Below are 18,181 nucleotides of genomic sequence, written 5' to 3'. Positions count from 1 at the left end.
GTCAGGGCGTGTCGTGGCGCTTGCAGTGGTCGACGAAGTTCTCCAGGAGCTTGTTCGACCAGGTCGTGTCGATGGCCGGCAGCGCCGCGAGGATCGTCTCGTAGTCCTCGGGGGAGAAGTAGCCGTAGTCGTAATAGAAGTCCATGCGTGAGCGCATGGCGACGGCGTCCATGTCGGCGTGGAACTGGGTGGCCCACACCCGGTCGCCGCGGCGGACGAACTGCACGGGGCACGTCGGGCCCGTGGCGAGCACGGTCAGCCCGTCACCGAGCTTCTCGACGTTCTCCGTGTGGCCCGTCAGCGAGGTGAAGGAATCCGGCAGTCCGTCACACAGCGGATCGGCCTGCCCGGCGGGCGTCAGTTCGACGACCGTCTCGCCGGAGGACTCCGCGTGGGAGTGGCCGATGGTCCCGCCGTGCTCGTGGACCAGCCAGCTCGTGCCGTAGCAGACGAGGAAGACAGGGACGCCGGAGTCACAGATCCGGGTCAGTTCGGCGTGGACGTGGTGCTGCCACTCGTCCCACGTCTCGTCGGTGATGTTGAGGGAGCAGCCGCCCACGAGGATGCCGTCATAGGCGGTGAGATCGCCGGCGCTGTCCGCGGTGGAGGCGATGTTGACGTGCGTGAGATCGGCCGGATCCAACCGGGTGGCCTGCAGGAAGTCGCGTTCCTCGGCGGCGGCGATCTGCTCTGCCAGCTCACCGGAGCGCAGGGAGACGAGAAGGATCTGGGGCATGGGTAGACAGCTTATACGGCGCGACGCACGGATCCCTCGACCAGGTCGAGGACCTGATCGAGCCCTTCGGTGGACCCTCCGGAGGCCAGGCGGGTGATGAGCCCGTCGAGGACCGTCTCCAGGTAGGTGTGCAGGACGTCCGGGGTGACGTCGGTCCGCATACGGCCGTCGGCACCGAGGCGGGCGAGGCGGTCGCGGACGGCGTCGTCAAGCACCTCCTGATGGGCGTGCCAGCGGGCGCGGAACGCGGCGTCGGTACGCAGCATCTTGGTGATCTCCAGGCGGGTCGCCAGCCAGTCGTGGCGCTCCGGGTGGTGCAGGATGTCGCGCATCACCTCGACGAGGCCCTCCTCGGCGACGAGTTCCGCCTGGCGGGCCGCGTCCTCGCGGGCCAGGGCGAGGAAGAGCCGTTCCTTGTCCCCGAAGTGGTGGAAGATGGCGCCCCGCGACTTGCCCGTGGCCTCCTCGAGGCGGCGCACGGTGGCACCCTCGTAGCCGAACTCGGCGAAGCAACGCCGGGCTCCCTCGAGGATCTCGGTCTGTCGACGCGTGAGCTCACTGTCGCTGACCACGGGCATGGGGGACTCCTGGATGACGGTGATGAGAAAAGGGGAGAGGGGGCTGCCCTCCCCGGTGGCGTGATGCCTTAGCCGGGGATGCAGCCCCCTCTCAGAGGCAGTTCACACTGCGGGAGATGACTCGCTTACTTGGCAGCGGCGATCATCTGACGCAGGACGTACTGCAGGATGCCGCCGTTGCGGTAGTAGTCGGCCTCACCGGGGGTGTCGATGCGGACAACCGCGTCGAACTCGACGGTGGAGCCGTCCTCCTTGGTGGCGGTGACCTTGACGGTCTTCGGGGTCTCACCGTTGTTCAGAGCGGTGATGCCCTCGATGTCGAAGGTCTCGGTGCCGTCCAGGCCCAGGGACTCGTGGGACTCGCCGGCCGGGAACTGCAGCGGGATGACGCCCATACCGATGAGGTTCGAGCGGTGGATACGCTCGAAGGACTCGGTGATGACGGCCTTCACGCCGAGCAGGATGGTGCCCTTCGCGGCCCAGTCACGGGAGGAACCGGTGCCGTACTCCTTGCCACCCAGGACGACCAGCGGGGTGCCGGCCTCCTTGTAGTTCATGGCGGCGTCGTAGATGAAGGCCTGCGGGCCACCCTCCTGGGTGAAGTCACGGGTGTAGCCACCGGTGACGTCGACCAGCTGGTTGGCCAGGCGGATGTTCGCGAAGGTACCGCGGACCATGACCTCGTGGTTACCACGACGGGAACCCAGGGAGTTGTAGTCCTTGCGCTCGACACCCATGGAGTCCAGGTACTGGGCTGCCGGGGTGCCCGGCTTGATGGAGGAGGCCGGGGAGATGTGGTCGGTGGTCACGGAGTCACCGAGCTTGGCCAGGACGCGGGCGCCCTTGATGTCCTCGACTGCCTCCGGCTCGAGCGGCATGCCGTCGAAGTACGGGGCCTTACGGATGTAGGAGGAGTTCTCGTCCCACTCGAAGGTCTTGCCGGTCGGGATGTCCAGGTTCTGCCACTGCTCGTCGCCCTTGAAGACGTCGGCGTAGTCGGCCTCGTAGAGCTCGCGGGAGATCGCACCTGCGATGGTCTCCTCGATCTCCTCGGTGGACGGCCAGATGTCCTTGAGGAAGACGTCGTTGCCGTCCTTGTCCTGACCCAGGGCGTCAGCCTCGAAGTCGAAGTCCATGGTGCCGGCGATGGCGTAGGCGATGACCAGCGGCGGGGAGGCCAGGTAGTTCATCTTGACGTCGGGGGAGATACGGCCCTCGAAGTTACGGTTACCGGACAGGACTGCGGTGGCGGCCAGGTCGTGCTCGTTGATGGCGGAGGAGACCTCAGCCGGGAGCGGACCGGAGTTACCGATGCAGGAGGTGCAGCCGAAGCCGGAGAGGTAGAAGCCCAGGGCCTCCAGGTCCTTCCAGAGGTCGGCGCGCTTGAAGTAACCGTCGACGACCTGGGAACCCGGGGCGCAGATGGTCTTGACCCACGGCTTGGACTTCAGGCCCAGCTCATTGGCCTTGCGGGCCAGCAGGCCGGCTGCGACCAGCACCGACGGGTTGGAGGTGTTGGTGCAGGAGGTGATGGAGGCGATGGCCACCATGCCGTGGTCGAGGGTGTACTCGCCGCCCTGCGGGGACTCGACGATGACCGGCTTGGAGGCGCGGCCCTCGGCGGAGTCGGCAGCGGACTCGCCGTTGCCCGGGAAGGACTGGTTGTAGTCGTCGCCCTCGGCCTTGGTGGCGCGGACCGGCTCAGCGGTCTCGTCGGAGGCGTAGGTCGGCAGGTCCTTGCGGAACTGGGCCTTGGCCTCGGACAGCAGGATGCGGTCCTGCGGGCGCTTCGGGCCGGCGATGGACGGGACGACGGTGGACAGGTCCAGCTCGAGGTACTCGGAGTACTCGGCCTCCGGAGCGTCCTCGTGGAGCCACATGCCCTGCGCCTTGGCGTAGGCCTCGACGCGGGCGATGTCCTCCTCGGAGCGGCCGGTCAGCTCGAGGTACTTGATGGTCTCCTCGTCGATCGGGAACATGGCACAGGTGGAGCCGAACTCCGGGGACATGTTGCCGATGGTGGCGCGGTTGGCCAGCGGGACGGACTTGACGCCGTTGCCGTAGAACTCGACGAACTTCTGGACGACGCCGTGGTTACGCAGCATCTCGGTGATGGTGAGCACCACGTCGGTGGCGGTGACGCCGGCCGGGATCTCACCGGTCAGCTTGAAGCCGACGACGCGCGGGATGAGCATGGAGACCGGCTGGCCCAGCATGGCAGCCTCGGCCTCGATGCCGCCGACGCCCCAGCCCAGGATGCCCAGGCCGTTCTCCATGGTGGTGTGGGAGTCGGTGCCGATGCAGGTGTCCGGGTAGGCGACGCCCTCGTTGTCGAAGACAACGCGGGACAGGTACTCGATGTTCACCTGGTGGACGATGCCGGTTCCCGGGGGAACGACGCGGAAGTTGGAGAAGTTCTCGGCGCCCCAACGCAGGAACTGGTAACGCTCCTCGTTGCGCTGGTACTCGATCTCGACGTTCTTCTCCAGGGCCTCCGGGGTACCGAAAGCCTCGACGATGACGGAGTGGTCGATGACCATCTCGGCCGGGTTCAGCGGGTTGACGTCATCCGGGTTGCCGCCGAGGGTCTTGACTGCCTCGCGCATGGTGGCCAGGTCGACAGCACAGGCGACACCGGTGAAGTCCTGCATGAGGACTCGTGCCGGGGTGAACTGGATCTCGATGGAGGGCTCAGCCTTCGGATCCCAGTTGGCGATTGCCTCGATGTGCTCGGTGGTGATGTTGGCGCCGTCCTCGGTGCGCAGAAGGTTCTCGCCGAGAACCTTCAGGGAGTACGGCAGCTTCTCCATGCCCGGCACGGCGTCGAGGGCGAAGTAGTCGTAGGACTTCTCGCCGACCTCGAGGGTGCGCTTGGCGTTGAAGGAGTTCTTGCTTTCGGTCACAGGGAGCTCCATTTCCTCTTCATTGAACTGGATGTTCGTTACCTGCACCCGTCTACCCCGGTCAAGGCAGGCGTGTACCGGCAGAACGCGGTGGTACTCCTCCGAGTCTAGGGATTCGTACCAACGACCGCCGCCAATTCTAACAGTACGAGCGTTATGTTTGTGGCTTTCGGCTGGCCGGGCGGCGCGTCGCCACCCCCGCCACACCCGCACACGTTAGAAATGACGGTGTCCGCGAGTTTGCAGATCCCCAATCCCGGAGGCCGACCCCCATGATTCCTGACGGCGTCGACATCGACGACCTCTCCCGCCAGCTCGCGGAGGACTCCGTCGCCTTCGGCTCCTTCATGCCCGTCGAGCAGGTCAGTTCCCTCGAACCCGGGCTTCTCGACGCCGTCTCCCACGCCGAGCAGTCCGGCTTCGGCTCGCTGGGCGTCGTCGTTTTAGAGCACACACCTCCGCACACGCCCGATCTGCGGGACGTGGCGCAGGATCTCCTCCTCGGGGCCGACGTGGACACGGTCATCGTGCGGGCGCCGGAGTCGGGGGCGGTCGTCAGTGACGTCCACTCGCGGGGCGCGATCGAGGCGGCGCAGTACCCGTTCCTGGGGAACCCGGACATCGTCGGGGGAGTGTTCGGGTTCATCGACGACGTCAACGGTTGGTCGGTGAACTGGCCGCTGGCCCTGGTGCTCATCGCCGTGACACTCGCCGCGGTCGGCGGGGCGACGGCCTGGGCCGTCCGCGGACGATCCAGCCTGAGGGCTTGATCTCCAGGTAACTTTTGGTAGCGAAACTGTAGCCTCATCGTTATGGAGCGATGGGGCTGCATTGGCCCGCCGTGCGCATTTAGTGACCAAGATCACACTGTTGTTACCGTTTCGTCATTCTGCAGGTCACTGGTGCCGAGTGAGTCATGTGGTCAGGCTTTACTCGTGTGAAGTTTGGTAAACGATGGGTCACGAGGGTCGCCCGTGTTCTATGGTGCCCTTATCGGCTCACGGGTCGACGGAAACCTCCGGCAGGAGCAGGTGTCACGATCAGAAGGATCGTCATCGTCATCGCACGGGCATGTGGGGAAGCACGCCAGGCGCGAAGGGTCACCGCACAATGACGAGGGGTCTGGATACCCGTGTGCCCACACCGATGATCCATCGATTCGGCACCCGCCTCGTCAAGGCTGCCAACTTGATGTCGCGGGTACGTGAGGAGAACACGTGGCCCCGACCACCCTGACCCGCGCACGTCTGCGCACGGTGATCGCCACCGCGCTGTGCGCGGCAACGCTGACGGCCGTCACCCCGGCCGTCGTCTCGGCGACCCCCGAGGCGAACCCCACGACCGAGTCCGCGGCCGCCGGCCTGGTCAACGACGTCACCCGCACCCAGGCCGAGATGGACCGTCTCGCCCTGGAGATCGGTGGCCTCCACGAGGAGGTCAACAAGGCGCTCGTCGACCTGCACGACGCCCAGGCCACCGCCGAGCAGGCCCGCCAGGCGGTCATCATCGCCCGCGCCCAGCTCGACGAGACCCAGGAGAAGATTGAGGAGGCCCAGGCCCGCCTCGACGAGATCTCCCGCGCCGCCTACCGCCGCACCGCCACGCCGACCGCCGTCGCCACGCTGGCCGGTGAGGAGGCCTCCAACGACTCCCTCGACCGCCAGACCTACCTGCGCACCAACGCCGAGAAGCAGCGCGCCGCGATCGAGGAGCTCGACCAGCTCCGCACGGAGCAGGCCAACCGCGAGTCCGAACTGCGCCACCTGCGCAACGTCGCCGAGGCGCGCGAGGCCCGCGCCCTGGGCCGCGAGGCCGAGGCGCGCGCCGCCATCGAGACGAACAACTCCCGGATCGGGGAGCTCACCGTCGAGCGCGACCGTCTGGCTGCCGAGCGCGACGCCGCGCAGGCCCAGCTGGACGCCGCCCGCGACGAGATCGCCACCGGTAACGCCGAGCTCCAGGACGCCCAGGAGTACCGGGAGGCCGACGCGGCCCGCAAGGCCGCCGAGGATGCCGCCGCTGCCGATGCAGCCGAGGCTGCGGAGGCCCGGCGTGTCGCCGAGGAGGAGTCCGCTGCGGCGGACGCCGCCCGCGAGGCCGCTGAGCAGGCCGCCCGCGAGGCCGCTGAAGCGGAGGCAGCGGCCCAGGCCGCAGCCGAGGCTGAGGCCGACGAGCGCGAGCGTCGGGAAGCGGAGGAGGCCGCCGAGGCCGCCCGCGAGGCTGCCCGTCAGGCGGAGGCGGAGGCGACCGAGCGTCGCGAAGCCCAGGAGCGCGCCGAGCAGGAGGCCGCAGAGCGGGCCGCCCGGGAGGCGGAGGCCGAGGCCTTCCGCGATGCCGCCACCGCCGCCGCCGTGGCCGCGGCCGCCGCGATCATCGCCGCCTCCCAGCCGGACCACACCACCCTGGACAACCCGTACCCGTCGGTCACCGACGAGGAGTCCGATCCGGCCCCGATCGCGGCCGTCCAGAACCCGGGCCCGGTCACTGAGCCGGAGCCGGAGGTGGCAGAGGTTGAGGTGGTCGAGGAGACCGAGGAGACCGAGGAGCCGGCCACCCCGGTCGTCCCCGAGATCCCCGAGGTCGAACCGGAGCCCGAGCCGGTCATCGGGGAGGAGCTGTCCACCGGTCCGGTGCTCGAGACCATCGAGGACGTCACGGAGCAGGCGGCCGAGCAGGTCGCGGCGATCGGTGACCGTGAGGCCCAGATCGAGGCGGTCATCGCCCGTGCGCAGTCGCAGATCGGCGTGCCCTACGCGTGGGGCGGCGGCAACGCGAACGGCCCGACCCGCGGCATCCGTGACGGCGGTGTGGCGGACTCGTTCGGTGACTTCAACAAGATCGGTTTCGACTGCTCCGGCCTGGTGCTCTACGCCTTCGCCGGCGCCGGCATCGGCCTGCCGCACTACACCGGTTACCAGTACAACCACGGCACCAAGATCGATCCGAGCCAGATGCAGCGCGGCGACCTCATCTTCTACGGCCCGGGTGGCAGCCACCACGTGGCGATCTACCTGGGTGACGGCACGATGATCGAGGCCCCGAACTCCGGTTCCACGGTGAAGATCTCCCCGGTCCGCTGGTCGGGCATGTCCCCCCACGCCGTGCGCCTCATCTAATACTGTTCTCAACCTTAAGGTTGATAGGCTCAGTCTCATGACTGAACTGAATTTCGACGCCCTCCTCGTCCTCTCCTTCGGCGGCCCCGAAGGGGACGAGGAGGTCGTCCCCTTTCTGGAGAACGTCACCCGCGGCCGCGGCATCCCGCGTGAGCGCCTCGTGCAGGTCGGCGAGCACTACTTCCACTTCGGCGGGGTGAGCCCGCTCAACCGGCTCAACCGGGAGATCATCGCCAACCTGGAGTCCGAGCTGGCGGAGCGCGGCCGGGACCTGCCGGTGTACTTCGGTAACCGCAACTGGCACCCCTTCGGGGAGGACACGGCCGAGCAGATGTCCCGCGACGGGGTGCGCCGGGCACTGGTCTTCGCCACCTCGGCCTGGGGCGGGTACTCGGCGTGCCTGCAGTACAACGAGGACATCCGCCGGATCATCGCCCACCTGGAGGACAAGGGGGTGGAGCCGATCGAGTTCACCAAGTTGCGTCAGTTCTACGATCACCCGACGTTCGTCCGGATCATGGCGGACGCGCTGCGGGAGTCCCTGGACAAGGTCCCGGCGGAGCGTCGTGACGCGACCCGCGTGCTGTTCACCGCCCATTCCGTGCCCACCGCCGCCGACGAGGCCGCCGGCGGCCCCGAGGACTCCCACCTCTACTCGCGCCAGGTCGCGGAGGCCTCCCGCCTCATCGCCGAGGCCGCCGGAGTGGCCGAGTACGACGTCGTGTGGCAGTCCCGTTCCGGCAACCCGCGGACCCCGTGGCTGGAGCCGGACATCGTCGACCACACCACGGCGCTGGCGGAGGAGGGCGTGCGGGCGGTGGTCGTCAGCCCGGTGGGTTTCATCTCCGATCACATGGAGGTCATCTGGGACCTCGACACCGAGCTTGTCGACGCCGCCCGCGACCTCGACGTCCACGTCGAGCGAACCCGCACCGCCGGCCCGGAGCAGGATTTCGCGGGCATGGTCGTCGACATCATCGACGAGCTCGTGGAGAACGACCCGCCGGCCTCCCTCGGTGAGGTCACCGTCCAGGGCTGCACCGTCGACGGCGAGGCCTGCCGCCCGGGCTGCTGTCAGGTCAGCCGCCCGAACTCCCGCACCGCGTAGGCCACCCCGGCCATCCGCGCGGCCCGGATGTGGCGCCACAGGCCCAGCAGATGCGGGTCGATGCTGTGGTCGCCCATCCGGGTCTTCACCGTCTCGATGATCGCCGCCACCCGGTCGGCGCGGGCGAAGAGCTTCGCCGCGCGCGGGGGCACCGCGGCGGGCAGCCCGGGAGTGTCGTAGAAGTCCGCCAGGGTGCCCACCGTGAGGCGCGGCGCCTCGAGGGCGTCGGTGCGGTAGCCCGAGGCCGTGACCAGCCGCGCCGCCTCATTCGTCGCGCGGGTGAGCAGCTCATCGGCCTCGCCGGGACTGAGCCACGCCGGGGCCGGCAGCGGTTCCTCCTCCACGAACCACTCCCAGCAGCCCTCCTCGTCGGGGACGAGCACATGCGTCTCGCCGAGCACCAGCGCCTGCCCGCTTCTCGACGCCGCCCGCGCCGCCTCACCACCCGCCGGCAGGGCGGGTGCCTCGCCGGGACCGGCCAGGATGAGCCGGACGGCGGGGGAGGGGGCGTCGAGAAGCACGGAGCGACGGATGTCGCCGAGGACCTCGACGAGCCCGTCGGAGCCGAGATCGGCCAGCGCGTCGACGAGGTTGTCCGTGGCCTCGAGCCCGTGGAGCCAGGCGCCGAGCCAGACGGCGGTGTTCTGCAGCGGTGACCAGACCTCGGCGCGGATATCCATGGCGGGGCAGTCTAGCCGATAAGGTGGTCCGCCATGAGCTTCCACGACCCCTACTCCGGTGACATCCTCTCCGGACACGCCCGTTCCCGTCCGCGCGAGTACCCGAAGGTCCCGGCCGAGCCGGGCCTGGTCGTCGAAGTCCGCGGCGAGGACTATGTCGGTGCGGTCGTCGGCTGGGAACGCACCTACGACGGCGAGTTCGTCCGCCTCGAGGACCGCCGCGGTGTCAAGCGTCTGTTCCAGCTGGTCACCGGCGGATTCCTCATCGACGGCCGGCCCGTCACCCTCGTCCGTCATCTGCCGCCGAAGCAGCCCGTCACCCGCCGTTCCAACTCCGGCTCCCGCCGGGTCGAGAACATCGAGGCGAAGGTCGCCGCCCCGTCGCGCATCTGGGTGGAGGGCGTGCACGACGCGGCGATCGTCGAGAAGGTGTGGGGCCACGACCTGCGCGTCGAGGGCGTCGTCGTCGAGTACCTCGAGGGCCTGGACAACCTGGAGTCCCGCCTCGCCGAGTTCGGTCCCGGGAAGGGGCGGCGCGTCGGCGTGCTCGCCGACCACCTCGTCGAGAGCTCCAAGGAGACCCGCATGACGCAGACGGTGGGGGAGCACGTGCTGGTCACCGGCCACCCGTACATCGACATCTGGGCGGCGGTGAAGCCGCAGGCCGTGGGCATCCGCGCCTGGCCGGACGTGCCCTACGGGGAGGACTGGAAGACCGGAGTGTGCCGCCGCCTCGGCTGGTCGGACCCGCGTGAGGGCTGGAACCGCGTCTACTCGGCGGTGTCCAGCTTCCGTGATCTCGACTCCACCCTCATCGGCGCGGTGGAACGGCTCGTCGATTTCGTCACCACGCCCGAGCTGTCCAAGGCCGACCTGATGTAGCCGCCGTTGGTACGTTGGGTTACGTGGGAGCAATAGTCTGGTTCATCGCAGCACTCGTCCTCGCCGGCCTCGAGCTGGCCGTGGGCGAGTTCACCCTGCTCATGCTCGCCGGCGCCGCACTGGCCGCCGCGGGCGTGTCCCTGGCCGGGGCTCCCCTGTGGGGTTCGGTGGTGGCCTTCGCCATCTCCGCCCTCGGCCTGCTGGTGTTTCTCAAGCCCTTCCTGCGGCGTCGCCTGGCGGCCCCGAAGACGCTGGACACCTCACCCCAGGCCCTCGTCGGCTCCACCGCGGTGGTGCTCGCCCCGATCGAGGGGCACGGCGGGCAGGTCCGCCTCGACGGATCGATCTGGTCCGCCCGCTCCCTCGACCCCACCCACACGTTCGCCGAAGGTGAGCGCGTGTCCGTGATCAGCATCGACGGCGCCACCGCAGTCGTCTGGAAGGAATCCTAGAAGCCCATGGCCGGACTCATACTCCTCATAGTTCTCCTCATTTTCGTCGCTGTCGTCGTCATCAAATCGATCGCGCTCATCCCGCAGGGTGAGGCCGCCGTCATCGAACGCCTCGGCAGCTACACCCGCACCGTCGCCGGCGGGCTCACCCTCCTGGTGCCCTTCATCGACCGCATCCGCGCCCGGGTGGACACCCGTGAGCGCGTCGTGTCCTTCCCGCCGCAGGCCGTCATCACCCAGGACAACCTGACCGTCGCCATCGACATCGTGGTCACCTTCCAGATCAACGACCCGGCCAAGGCCATCTACGGCGTCGACAACTACATCGTCGGCGTCGAGCAGATCTCCGTGGCCACCCTCCGTGACGTCGTCGGCGGCATGACCCTGGAGGAGACCCTCACCTCCCGTGAGACCATCAACCGCCGCCTGCGCGGTGAGCTGGACGCCGCCACCTCCAAGTGGGGCCTGCGCATCAGCCGCGTCGAGCTCAAGGCGATCGACCCGCCGCCGTCCATCCAGCAGTCCATGGAGATGCAGATGAAGGCGGACCGCGAGAAGCGCGCCATGATCCTCACCGCCGAGGGCCGCCGCGAGTCCGACATCAAGACCGCCGAGGGTGAGAAGCAGGCCCGCATCCTCTCCGCCGAGGGTGAGAAGCACGCCGCCATCCTGCAGGCCGAGGCCGAGCGCCAGGGCATGATCCTCAAGGCCGAGGGTGAGCGCGCCGCCCGCTTCCTGCAGGCGCAGGGTGAGGCGCAGGCCATCCAGAAGGTCAACGCCGCCATCAAGTCCTCCAAGGTCACCCCGGAGGTGCTGGCCTACCAGTACCTGGAGAAGCTGCCGAAGCTCGCCGAAGGCCAGGCGTCCACCATGTGGATGATCCCCTCCCAGTTCGGTGACTCCCTCGAGCAGTTCGCCCGCGCCTTCGCCAAGAAGGACGACGAGGGTGTCTTCCGCTACGAGCCCTCGCTCGTCGACGACGAGACCCGCCAGATGGCCGGCACCGAGGACACCGACGAGTGGTTCAACACCGCCACCGACCCGGAGATCGCCGCGGCCGTCGCCGCCGCCACCGCAGTGGCCAACAAGCCCGTCGACCCGGAGCCGCACGAGATCAAGGCCCAGAAGGCGGCCGCGCCGTCGCAGGGGCAGCGCGAGATCGAGAGCACCCCGCCTGCCCCGACCTTCGACTTCGGGGAGCAGCGCGAGCCGGAGGTCGAGGAGACCCCGGAGCGCTGAGTCAGCCCTCGTCCGCCCGGGCCAGCAGATTGACCGCCAGCTGCCAGCCGGCGGTCTCGGCCTGCCACCCCGCCGCCTGAAGGCGCTGGGACATCGCCTGCTTGGAGATGCCCAGCTCCTCGGCGGCCTCATTCTGATTCAGACCCGAGCGCACCAGCGACGTGGCCTCCCGGCCTTCGAGGGTGCGCTTGCCCAGCACGTGACCGAGAAGCGCGAAGGCCGCCGCGATGTCGCCGGCGATGGGGGCGTTGCGCCGCGGGGCGTAGGCCACCTTGACCACCCCGGCGCGCGCTGAGCCCTTGAGTGCGCCGGTGGCGGTGGCGCGGGCCTCGTCCTCGTCGGTGGTGTCCGGGGAGATCCCCAGGCCGATGGCCCAGCTGCCGTCGGAGAGCAGTGCCATGACGGTGTCGCACAGGGACTCGGGGGAGTCGACGACCGCGCAGATGTCCTCCACCCCGAGGATCTCGAACTCGCCGACGCCGTCGAGGGTGGACAGCGCCTCGGCGGAGCGGCGCACCAGTTGCGCACGACGTACCTCGCGACCCCGGTACCGGGCATGAATAGCCAGCATGGCCATGAGTCTACGGCACAGGCTTGACCGGAAGGCGGTGGTCCACGGCGAGTCCCGCCAGTCCGAGGACGGCCAGCCCGACGGTGAGCGTCACGACGACCGGGTCGACGTCCCCGGTCAAGGCGTCACCCAGGACGACCGTCACCACCGTCCCGGGTGCCGAACCCACGAGCGTGGCCATCGTGAACATGCCCAGCGGCACGCTGGTCAGCGCAGCGGCGTAGTTCATGACCGAGAACGGTACGCCCGCGATCATGCGCAGGCTCGTCACCGCCAGCCAGCCCCGCTGCTCGAGGCGCGCATTGATGCCCGCCACGGCCGGGTGCCGCAACCGCGGGGCCATCCACTCGCCGAGCAGCCCCCGCACCACCGACAGGCTCAGCGCGGCCGCCACCGTCGTGGCGGACAATGCCACGAGGATCCCCACCCACGGGCCGAGGAGCACCCCGCTGGACAGCGTGAGGATCGTCCGGGGGACCGGGAACTGCGTCACCACCACGTAGCCCACCCAGAACAGCACCGGGAACCACGGCCCGGACGCCTCCGCCCAGGAGCGCAGGGTGGAGACGGCGGGGACGTCGACTAGCAGCGTGACGGCCAGGAAACCGGCCAGCGCGAGCGCCACGGCGATACGCCGCTGCCACGACCAGCCGGCGACGGCTGCGGCGGCGTCGCGGACGAGACCCACGACGAACTGCCCGAACCGATTCACAAGGGGCCAGTCTACGCCCGCGTCTACACTGGGGAGGCGTACGCCAATCAACAAAGGAGAGATTATGGCAGACCTGCGCACCGACCACGGACCCAACCCCTACGTCCTCGACATCGAGGATGTGACCAAGGAGAACGAGGCGTTCCGCGACACCCTGTGGACCGGCCAGTACCTCCAGATGACCGTCATGGCCATCCCGGCCGGAGGCGAGATCGGCGCCGAGGTCCACGACGACCACGACCAGTTCCTGCGCCTCGAGGCCGGCAAGGGCCGCATCATGATCGGTGACAGCGAGGACAAGCTCGACATCGACCAGGAGGTCGAGGACGACTTCGCCGTCTTCGTGCCCGCCGGCAAGTGGCACAACTTCGTCAACGAGGGCACCGAGACCGTCAAGCTCTACTCGATCTACGCCGCCCCGGACCACGTCGCGGGCACCTACCACGAGACCAAGGACGACGCGGACAACGATCCGAACGAGCAGCACTAGGCTCGTCGGGCGTTCGCCGGTACGTTCTCCGGATGTCCGGCCCCGGAATCGGGAGAACGTACCGGCGATCGCCTTGTGACGCGAAAAATCCCGGTCACTCGCAAGTGACCGGGATTTTCATTTGTGCCCGGAGGGGGACTTGAACCCCCACGTCCGTTAATAGGACACTAGCACCTCAAGCTAGCGCGTCTGCCATTCCGCCACCCGGGCCGGGTGTCATTCTCTTTTCTGTGCTCACCCTCTCGGCTGGGCACCTGCATTACTGTAGCCGTACTTCCATGAAAGACACAAATCCGCATGTCAACGCTAGTTACAAGCGTGTAAGTGGTAGCTTTTTCAGCACTATGAAACGCACGTATGAGCCGCCGTGGCGGATGCCCACGTGGTCGTGGTTCGTCCCGGCCCGGATTCCCGCCCAGGATCCGCAGGTGAGGCCCGAGGAGTGGGCGTCGCGACGTCGTGGCACGGTGCGTCTGATGGGTGTCCACGGGCGGGCGGTCGCGGTGCTGCTGCTAATGACGGTGCTGGGCATGGCTGCGGCGGTGCTCATCTCGGTGGTGGTGGCCCAGGGAGGGGCGCGGGCGTTCGAGTCGGCGTCGCTGCCGGTCGCGGCGGTCACGGTGCTGGTCATCGTGGGGGTGGCCCTGGCGTCGTGGGTGGCGGAGTCGACGGGTGACGCGTTGACGGACCTGACGTCGGCACGCACGGTGCATTCGGTGCGCCTGTCGTTGACGGAGCGTTTGCTGGCGGCGGAGCCGACGGAACTGACGCCGGGACAGGTGCTCAACACCGTCGACGGGGACTCGTATCAGGCGGGGGAGCTCAAGGAGATCCTCAACTGGCCGGTGATGATGGTGGCCTACCTGCTGGGGTCGGCGGTGGCAGTGGGGTTCTCGCATCCGCTGCTGGGTTGGCTTCTGGTGCTGGCGGGGATCCTGACGACGCTGACGACCTTCGCGACGGCGGGGCCGCTGGCGCGGGTGGCGGCGCGGCGTCGAGAAGCGGAGGGGACGGCGATGTCCCTGGCGACGGACCTGGCGCAGGGTTCGCGGGTAGTCAAGGGCCTCGGTGCGGTCGAGGCGTCCGCCGCGCGTTTCGACGCCGTGACCGGCCGCGCCCTGCGCATCATGCTGGTGGAAGCCCGGCTGACGGGCTGGCTGACCCTGGTGCGGCAGCTGGTGCCGACGCTGTGCGTCGTGGGGATCGTCGTGGTGGCGGCGCTCATGATGCGGCGCGGGACGATCGGGACGGCGGATCTGGTGACGGTGTCGCTCATGGTGCCGCCGGCGCTGATGTACCTGGGGTACTCGCTGAGTTTCGCGGTGGACTACTGGTCGCGGGGGCTGGTCTCGACGGGGCGTATCCGGGATCTGGTCGCCGACCTGGGCCGTCCGTCGACGACCGCGGACGGGGCACCGCTTCCCCCGACGGGCCTTAGCGTCTGGTCGGCGACGAGCGCCACCGGGGTGGAGGATATCCACCGTCGCCTCACCGGACTGGCCGGCCGACAGGATCCGGAGGTCGTCGTCGCCCCGCACACGGCGTCGGTCTTCGAGGGCACGCTGGCGGACAACATCGACCCGCTCGGGCAGGCGGATCCGGAGCACGTGCAGGCGGCGTTGTCCGCGGCGGCGTGCGGGGACATCATCACCCGCCTCGGCGGGATGGACGGCGACACGCTGCCGGACTCGCCGATCGGGGAGGCCGGGCTCAACCTGTCCGGCGGGCAGCGGCAGCGGGTGGCACTCGCCCGCTGGCTGGTCCGCGACCCGGAGGTGCTCATCCTCGACGAGCCGACGACCGGCCTCGACGCCGTCACCCTCGACGTCGTGGCGCAGAACGTGGCCCGTCTTCGCCGCGGGCGCACGACGGTGGTGGTCACCACATCGTCCGCCTGGCGGGCCGTCGCGGACCGGGTGGAGGAGCTGTCATGAGCCGGGAGAGAAGCGACCGGGAGGATGTGCTCGCCCCGGCCACGGTCCGGGAGTCGGTGGAGACCCTCCGGGGCCTGCCCACGAGCCCGGGGCGCGGCTGGCTCATGGGCACGACGCTGGTGTTCACGGTCGCCGTCGCCGCGATGACCGTGTCCGCCACGCTGCTGGGCCGGGCGGTGGACCTCGCCGACGGGCCTCTGGACACCTTCGTGTGGCTGCTCGTCTTGGTGGCCGCCGCGCTGCTCGTGGAGACGGCCGCCCGGGCCGCCGGTGGATGGTTGCTCACCGCCCGGACGCGGATGATGTCGGTGGACCTGCGTCGCCAGGCCCTGGGGTCGGTGCTGCGGGCCCCGGTTCCGGATGTCCTCGAGCTGGGCACGGGCAACGTCATCACGCGTATCACGCAGGACATCGACACCGTGGTGCGGATGATGTCGGCGACGGGCATCCGCCTGGCGGTCACCATCCTCATGTTCCCGGTGACGCTGGTGGCGCTGGTGCTCATCCACTGGGAGTTCGTCATCGCCCTGGCCCTCACGCTGGGCGTGGTCTTCCCGCTGCTGCGCCTCGTGCTGCCCCGGATGCCACAGGCGGCGAACATCGTGGCCACGGCGGAGGCGCGTCGTAACGCGGTGCTGCTCGACACCGTCCGCAGCCTGCCGACGCTGCGCGCGCTGCGCCTGGGCCCCTGGGCCCTGGAACGCACCCGTCGCGCCTCCTGGGACGCCGTGCAGGCCCGCGCCGACCGCGCACCGCTGTTCGTCCACCTCCTCGGCTACGGCAACATCGCCTACGTCACGCTGCTGGCCACCACCCTCGGCCTGGGGACGTGGCTGGTGACCCGCGGGGACATCACCGTCGGTGCCGCCACCGCCGCGATGGTGCTCGTCGTCCGCCTCGAGGGGCACGTTTTCAACCTGCTCTTCCTCGCCGGCGACATCCAGGAGGCCGGCACCTCGCTGGGCCGCGCCGTCGCCCTGGCCCGCCTCGCGCCGCACGACACCCGCGACATCCCCGCGGACCTCGACGCGCCCCCGGAGATCCGGATCGAGCACCTGCGCTTCTCCTATCCCGGCGGCGCGGTCATCCTCCCGGACATCACCGTCACCCTGCCCGCCGGCAGCACGACCGCCCTGGTGGGTGCCTCGGGGGCCGGCAAATCGACCCTCGCCGGCCTGCTGGCCGGGCTGCAGCGTCCCGAGTCGGGCCGCATCCTCATCGACGGCGTCGACACCGCCACGGTCGACGACGCCTGGACCACCCGCCAGGTCACCCTCCTCACCCAGGACGTGCACCTGTTCTCCGGTCCGTTGCGCGAGGATCTGCGGATGGCCGCCCCCGACGCCCCCGACTTGCTGCTTGTCGACGCCCTCGCCGCCACCGGACTCGCCCCCGGCTCCGCCGCCTGGGCCCGGCACCTGCCCGCCGGCCTCGACACGCCGGTCGGGGCGGGCACGGACTCCCTGCCGCCGGAGGTCGCCCAGCAGGTGGCCCTCGCCCGGGTCATCCTGCGTGACCCGCCGGTGCTCATCATGGACGAGGCCACCTCCGAGGCGGGCAGCGACGACGCCCGCGCCCTCGAGCAGGCCGCCACCGCCGCAGCCCGGGGCCGCACCAGCCTCATCGTGGCCCACCGCCTCGATCAGGCGATGGTCGCCGACCGGATCCTCGTCATGGACGGCGGCCGGATCGTCGAGGCCGGCACCCACGCCGAGCTTCTCGACGCCGCCGGCCGCTACGCCACCCTCCACGAACGGTGGAAGCGCTGACATGTGAGAGACATCTCAGGTACAACGGGAGTATGAGCAACTACGCAGACGACTCCCGTTTCCCCGGCCCCGATCCCTACGCCCCGCTAAAGGATCTGCCCTCCTTCACCCTCACCTCCCATGACCTGCAGAACGGTGACCAGCTCGCCGCCGACCAGTGCGCGCCGCTCAACGTCTCCCCGCAGCTGTCCTGGTCCGATCTGCCGGAGGGCACCAGGTCCCTCGCGGTCACCTGCTTCGACCCGGACGCCCCGACCGCCTCCGGCTACTGGCACTGGTCCGTTTTCAACATCCCGGTGGACACGAAGGAACTGCCCTCCGGCGCCGGCAAGACCGAGGACCTCGGCGTCGGGGCGGTCACCCTCGCCAACGACGCCGGCATGAAGGCCTACTACGGCGCGAACCCGCCGGAGGGCCACGGGCCGCACCGTTACCTGTTCGCGGTGCACGCGGTGGACGTCGAGAAGCTCGACATCGACCCGGACTCCACCGCCACCGTTCTCGGCTTCAACCTTTATTTCCACTCCCTCGGCCGTGCCATCCTGTGGGGCTGGTACGAGAACAAGTAGGCTCTTCAGGCTATGAGCCACAAGAACTCCCGCCCCGAGCAGACTTTCCGGGTGCCCCTGGCCCTGCGCGTGGGTGGCGCCTTCATGGCGCTCGCCCTCGCCCTGGCCATCTTCGCCGTCGTGTCCGTCTTCGCCGACGGCTGGATGGCGCCGTTCCCGGTGACCCCGCGCTTCCTGGTCATCCTGGTTGCCGCGATCATCCTCGGCGCGTTCGCCACGATCCGCACCGATCAGGCGTCGAGCCGCACCCAGGTGATCGCTCTGGCGGTGGCGGTGGCGATCGTCATCTTCTCCCGCTTCATCCCCAATGAGCCGCTGACGCTCATGGCGCAGTACTGGCTGGCCATGTACGCCGCGTTCGCGTTCCTGTGTGCGCTCATCATCCGCCGCTCGCTCATCCCGAAGTCCTAGGGGCCACAACGCCGACACCCTCGATCCCGCC

Annotated in this window: 17 protein-coding genes and 1 tRNA gene; 11 read left to right on the top strand and 7 right to left on the bottom strand. The window is 69.2% G+C overall.

All coding sequences use genetic code 11. The annotated features are described in order from the left end of the window. Nucleotide 1 precedes the first annotated feature (1 nt). From B9Y70_RS09220 to acnA, 3 genes are all read right to left on the bottom strand, one after another. Nucleotides 2-736, bottom strand: coding sequence for a glutamine amidotransferase (locus B9Y70_RS09220; RefSeq protein WP_085549969.1), 735 nt, complete (start codon nucleotides 734-736; stop codon nucleotides 2-4). 11 nt (nucleotides 737-747) lie between these two features. Further along, complete coding sequence (locus tag B9Y70_RS09215) at nucleotides 748-1,314, bottom strand: TetR/AcrR family transcriptional regulator (RefSeq protein WP_085549968.1); 567 nt, start codon at nucleotides 1,312-1,314, stop codon at nucleotides 748-750. A gap of 125 nt (nucleotides 1,315-1,439) precedes the next feature. Next, complete coding sequence (gene acnA, locus B9Y70_RS09210) at nucleotides 1,440-4,217, bottom strand: aconitate hydratase AcnA (protein ID WP_205410439.1); 2,778 nt, start codon at nucleotides 4,215-4,217, stop codon at nucleotides 1,440-1,442. A gap of 272 nt (nucleotides 4,218-4,489) precedes the next feature. On the opposite strand from acnA, the gene B9Y70_RS09205 reads away from it, so the two are divergent. The 3 genes from B9Y70_RS09205 (at nucleotide 4,490) to B9Y70_RS09195 (ending at nucleotide 8,441) form a co-directional block, all read left to right on the top strand. After that, nucleotides 4,490-4,987 (top strand): Rv1476 family membrane protein, encoded by a 498-nt coding sequence (locus B9Y70_RS09205; RefSeq protein WP_085549966.1) that lies wholly within the window; start codon nucleotides 4,490-4,492, stop codon nucleotides 4,985-4,987. Between the two features lie 447 nt (nucleotides 4,988-5,434). After that, a complete protein-coding gene (locus B9Y70_RS09200; protein ID WP_085549965.1) occupies nucleotides 5,435-7,333 on the top strand; it encodes a DIP1281 family NlpC/P60 protein in 1,899 nt (632 codons plus the stop codon). A gap of 37 nt (nucleotides 7,334-7,370) precedes the next feature. After that, a complete protein-coding gene (locus B9Y70_RS09195) occupies nucleotides 7,371-8,441 on the top strand; it encodes a ferrochelatase (RefSeq protein ID WP_085549964.1) in 1,071 nt (356 codons plus the stop codon). Here the strand turns inward: B9Y70_RS09195 and B9Y70_RS09190 are convergent. Further along, entirely contained in the window at nucleotides 8,408-9,121 is a 714-nt protein-coding gene (locus B9Y70_RS09190) for a hypothetical protein (protein WP_085549963.1), read from the bottom strand. The two genes, B9Y70_RS09195 and B9Y70_RS09190, sit on opposite strands and share 34 nt — an antisense overlap. A gap of 33 nt (nucleotides 9,122-9,154) precedes the next feature. Here B9Y70_RS09190 and B9Y70_RS09185 point away from each other — a divergent pair, with 33 nt between their 5' ends. From B9Y70_RS09185 to B9Y70_RS09175, 3 genes are read left to right on the top strand one after another with little or no spacing between them, the layout of a single operon-like run. Then, complete coding sequence (locus B9Y70_RS09185) at nucleotides 9,155-10,003, top strand: DUF3097 domain-containing protein (protein ID WP_085549962.1); 849 nt, start codon at nucleotides 9,155-9,157, stop codon at nucleotides 10,001-10,003. Nucleotides 10,004-10,026: 23 nt separating this feature from the next. Continuing rightward, nucleotides 10,027-10,455 carry an NfeD family protein gene (locus tag B9Y70_RS09180; RefSeq protein WP_143337592.1) on the top strand — a complete coding sequence of 143 codons (429 nt, stop codon included), beginning with the start codon at nucleotides 10,027-10,029 and terminating at the stop codon, nucleotides 10,453-10,455. A 6-nt stretch (nucleotides 10,456-10,461) separates the two neighbouring features. After that, nucleotides 10,462-11,694, top strand: coding sequence for an SPFH domain-containing protein (locus B9Y70_RS09175; protein WP_085549960.1), 1,233 nt, complete (start codon nucleotides 10,462-10,464; stop codon nucleotides 11,692-11,694). 1 nt (nucleotide 11,695) lies between these two features. On the opposite strand, the gene B9Y70_RS09170 is transcribed toward B9Y70_RS09175, so the two are convergent. Together B9Y70_RS09170 and B9Y70_RS09165 are read right to left on the bottom strand one after the other, a co-directional pair. Then, the gene (locus B9Y70_RS09170) at nucleotides 11,696-12,265 is read right to left on the bottom strand and encodes a MarR family transcriptional regulator (RefSeq protein ID WP_085550032.1); all 570 of its coding nucleotides are present in this window, start codon (nucleotides 12,263-12,265) and stop codon (nucleotides 11,696-11,698) included. Nucleotides 12,266-12,275: 10 nt separating this feature from the next. Beyond that, entirely contained in the window at nucleotides 12,276-12,977 is a 702-nt protein-coding gene (locus B9Y70_RS09165; RefSeq protein WP_085549959.1) for a TVP38/TMEM64 family protein, read from the bottom strand. Between the two features lie 64 nt (nucleotides 12,978-13,041). Between B9Y70_RS09165 and B9Y70_RS09160 the strand changes: the two genes are divergently transcribed. Further along, nucleotides 13,042-13,467, top strand: coding sequence for a cupin domain-containing protein (locus B9Y70_RS09160; protein WP_085549958.1), 426 nt, complete (start codon nucleotides 13,042-13,044; stop codon nucleotides 13,465-13,467). Nucleotides 13,468-13,591: 124 nt separating this feature from the next. Here B9Y70_RS09160 and B9Y70_RS09155 read toward each other — a convergent pair. Further along, nucleotides 13,592-13,677, bottom strand: a tRNA-Leu gene (locus B9Y70_RS09155). 134 nt (nucleotides 13,678-13,811) lie between these two features. Between B9Y70_RS09155 and B9Y70_RS13150 the strand changes: the two genes are divergently transcribed. From B9Y70_RS13150 to B9Y70_RS09135, 4 genes are read left to right on the top strand one after another with little or no spacing between them, the layout of a single operon-like run. Continuing rightward, nucleotides 13,812-15,401 carry an ATP-binding cassette domain-containing protein gene (locus tag B9Y70_RS13150; protein WP_159449802.1) on the top strand — a complete coding sequence of 530 codons (1,590 nt, stop codon included), beginning with the start codon at nucleotides 13,812-13,814 and terminating at the stop codon, nucleotides 15,399-15,401. Further along, nucleotides 15,398-17,170 carry an ABC transporter ATP-binding protein gene (locus B9Y70_RS09145; protein ID WP_085549956.1) on the top strand — a complete coding sequence of 591 codons (1,773 nt, stop codon included), beginning with the start codon at nucleotides 15,398-15,400 and terminating at the stop codon, nucleotides 17,168-17,170. The genes B9Y70_RS13150 and B9Y70_RS09145 overlap by 4 nt, the downstream gene beginning before the upstream one ends. A gap of 32 nt (nucleotides 17,171-17,202) precedes the next feature. Further along, nucleotides 17,203-17,739, top strand: coding sequence for a YbhB/YbcL family Raf kinase inhibitor-like protein (locus B9Y70_RS09140; RefSeq protein WP_085549955.1), 537 nt, complete (start codon nucleotides 17,203-17,205; stop codon nucleotides 17,737-17,739). A gap of 12 nt (nucleotides 17,740-17,751) precedes the next feature. Continuing rightward, complete coding sequence (locus B9Y70_RS09135) at nucleotides 17,752-18,150, top strand: hypothetical protein (RefSeq protein ID WP_085549954.1); 399 nt, start codon at nucleotides 17,752-17,754, stop codon at nucleotides 18,148-18,150. The last annotated feature ends 31 nt before the right edge of the window (nucleotides 18,151-18,181 follow it).

It is taken from the genome of Corynebacterium pollutisoli (genome assembly GCF_900177745.1).
Taxonomy (GTDB): domain Bacteria; phylum Actinomycetota; class Actinomycetes; order Mycobacteriales; family Mycobacteriaceae; genus Corynebacterium; species Corynebacterium pollutisoli.
Note: the sequence above shows the minus strand (reverse complement) of the source record. Positions and strands in the feature narration are given on the sequence as shown.

Bases quoted from the DNA above. Each gene is read 5' to 3' on its own strand.
- B9Y70_RS09220 (WP_085549969.1), bottom strand. From the start codon at position 736: ATGCCCCAGATCCTTCTCGTCTCCCTGCGCTCCGGTGAGCTGGCAGAG.
- B9Y70_RS09215 (WP_085549968.1), bottom strand. From the start codon at position 1,314: ATGCCCGTGGTCAGCGACAGTGAGCTCACGCGTCGACAGACCGAGATC.
- B9Y70_RS09205 (WP_085549966.1), top strand. From the start codon at position 4,490: ATGATTCCTGACGGCGTCGACATCGACGACCTCTCCCGCCAGCTCGCG.
- B9Y70_RS09195 (WP_085549964.1), top strand. From the start codon at position 7,371: ATGACTGAACTGAATTTCGACGCCCTCCTCGTCCTCTCCTTCGGCGGC.
- B9Y70_RS09190 (WP_085549963.1), bottom strand. From the start codon at position 9,121: ATGGATATCCGCGCCGAGGTCTGGTCACCGCTGCAGAACACCGCCGTC.
- B9Y70_RS09185 (WP_085549962.1), top strand. From the start codon at position 9,155: ATGAGCTTCCACGACCCCTACTCCGGTGACATCCTCTCCGGACACGCC.
- B9Y70_RS09175 (WP_085549960.1), top strand. From the start codon at position 10,462: ATGGCCGGACTCATACTCCTCATAGTTCTCCTCATTTTCGTCGCTGTC.
- B9Y70_RS09170 (WP_085550032.1), bottom strand. From the start codon at position 12,265: ATGCTGGCTATTCATGCCCGGTACCGGGGTCGCGAGGTACGTCGTGCG.
- B9Y70_RS09160 (WP_085549958.1), top strand. From the start codon at position 13,042: ATGGCAGACCTGCGCACCGACCACGGACCCAACCCCTACGTCCTCGAC.
- B9Y70_RS13150 (WP_159449802.1), top strand. From the start codon at position 13,812: ATGAAACGCACGTATGAGCCGCCGTGGCGGATGCCCACGTGGTCGTGG.
- B9Y70_RS09145 (WP_085549956.1), top strand. From the start codon at position 15,398: ATGAGCCGGGAGAGAAGCGACCGGGAGGATGTGCTCGCCCCGGCCACG.
- B9Y70_RS09140 (WP_085549955.1), top strand. From the start codon at position 17,203: ATGAGCAACTACGCAGACGACTCCCGTTTCCCCGGCCCCGATCCCTAC.
- B9Y70_RS09135 (WP_085549954.1), top strand. From the start codon at position 17,752: ATGAGCCACAAGAACTCCCGCCCCGAGCAGACTTTCCGGGTGCCCCTG.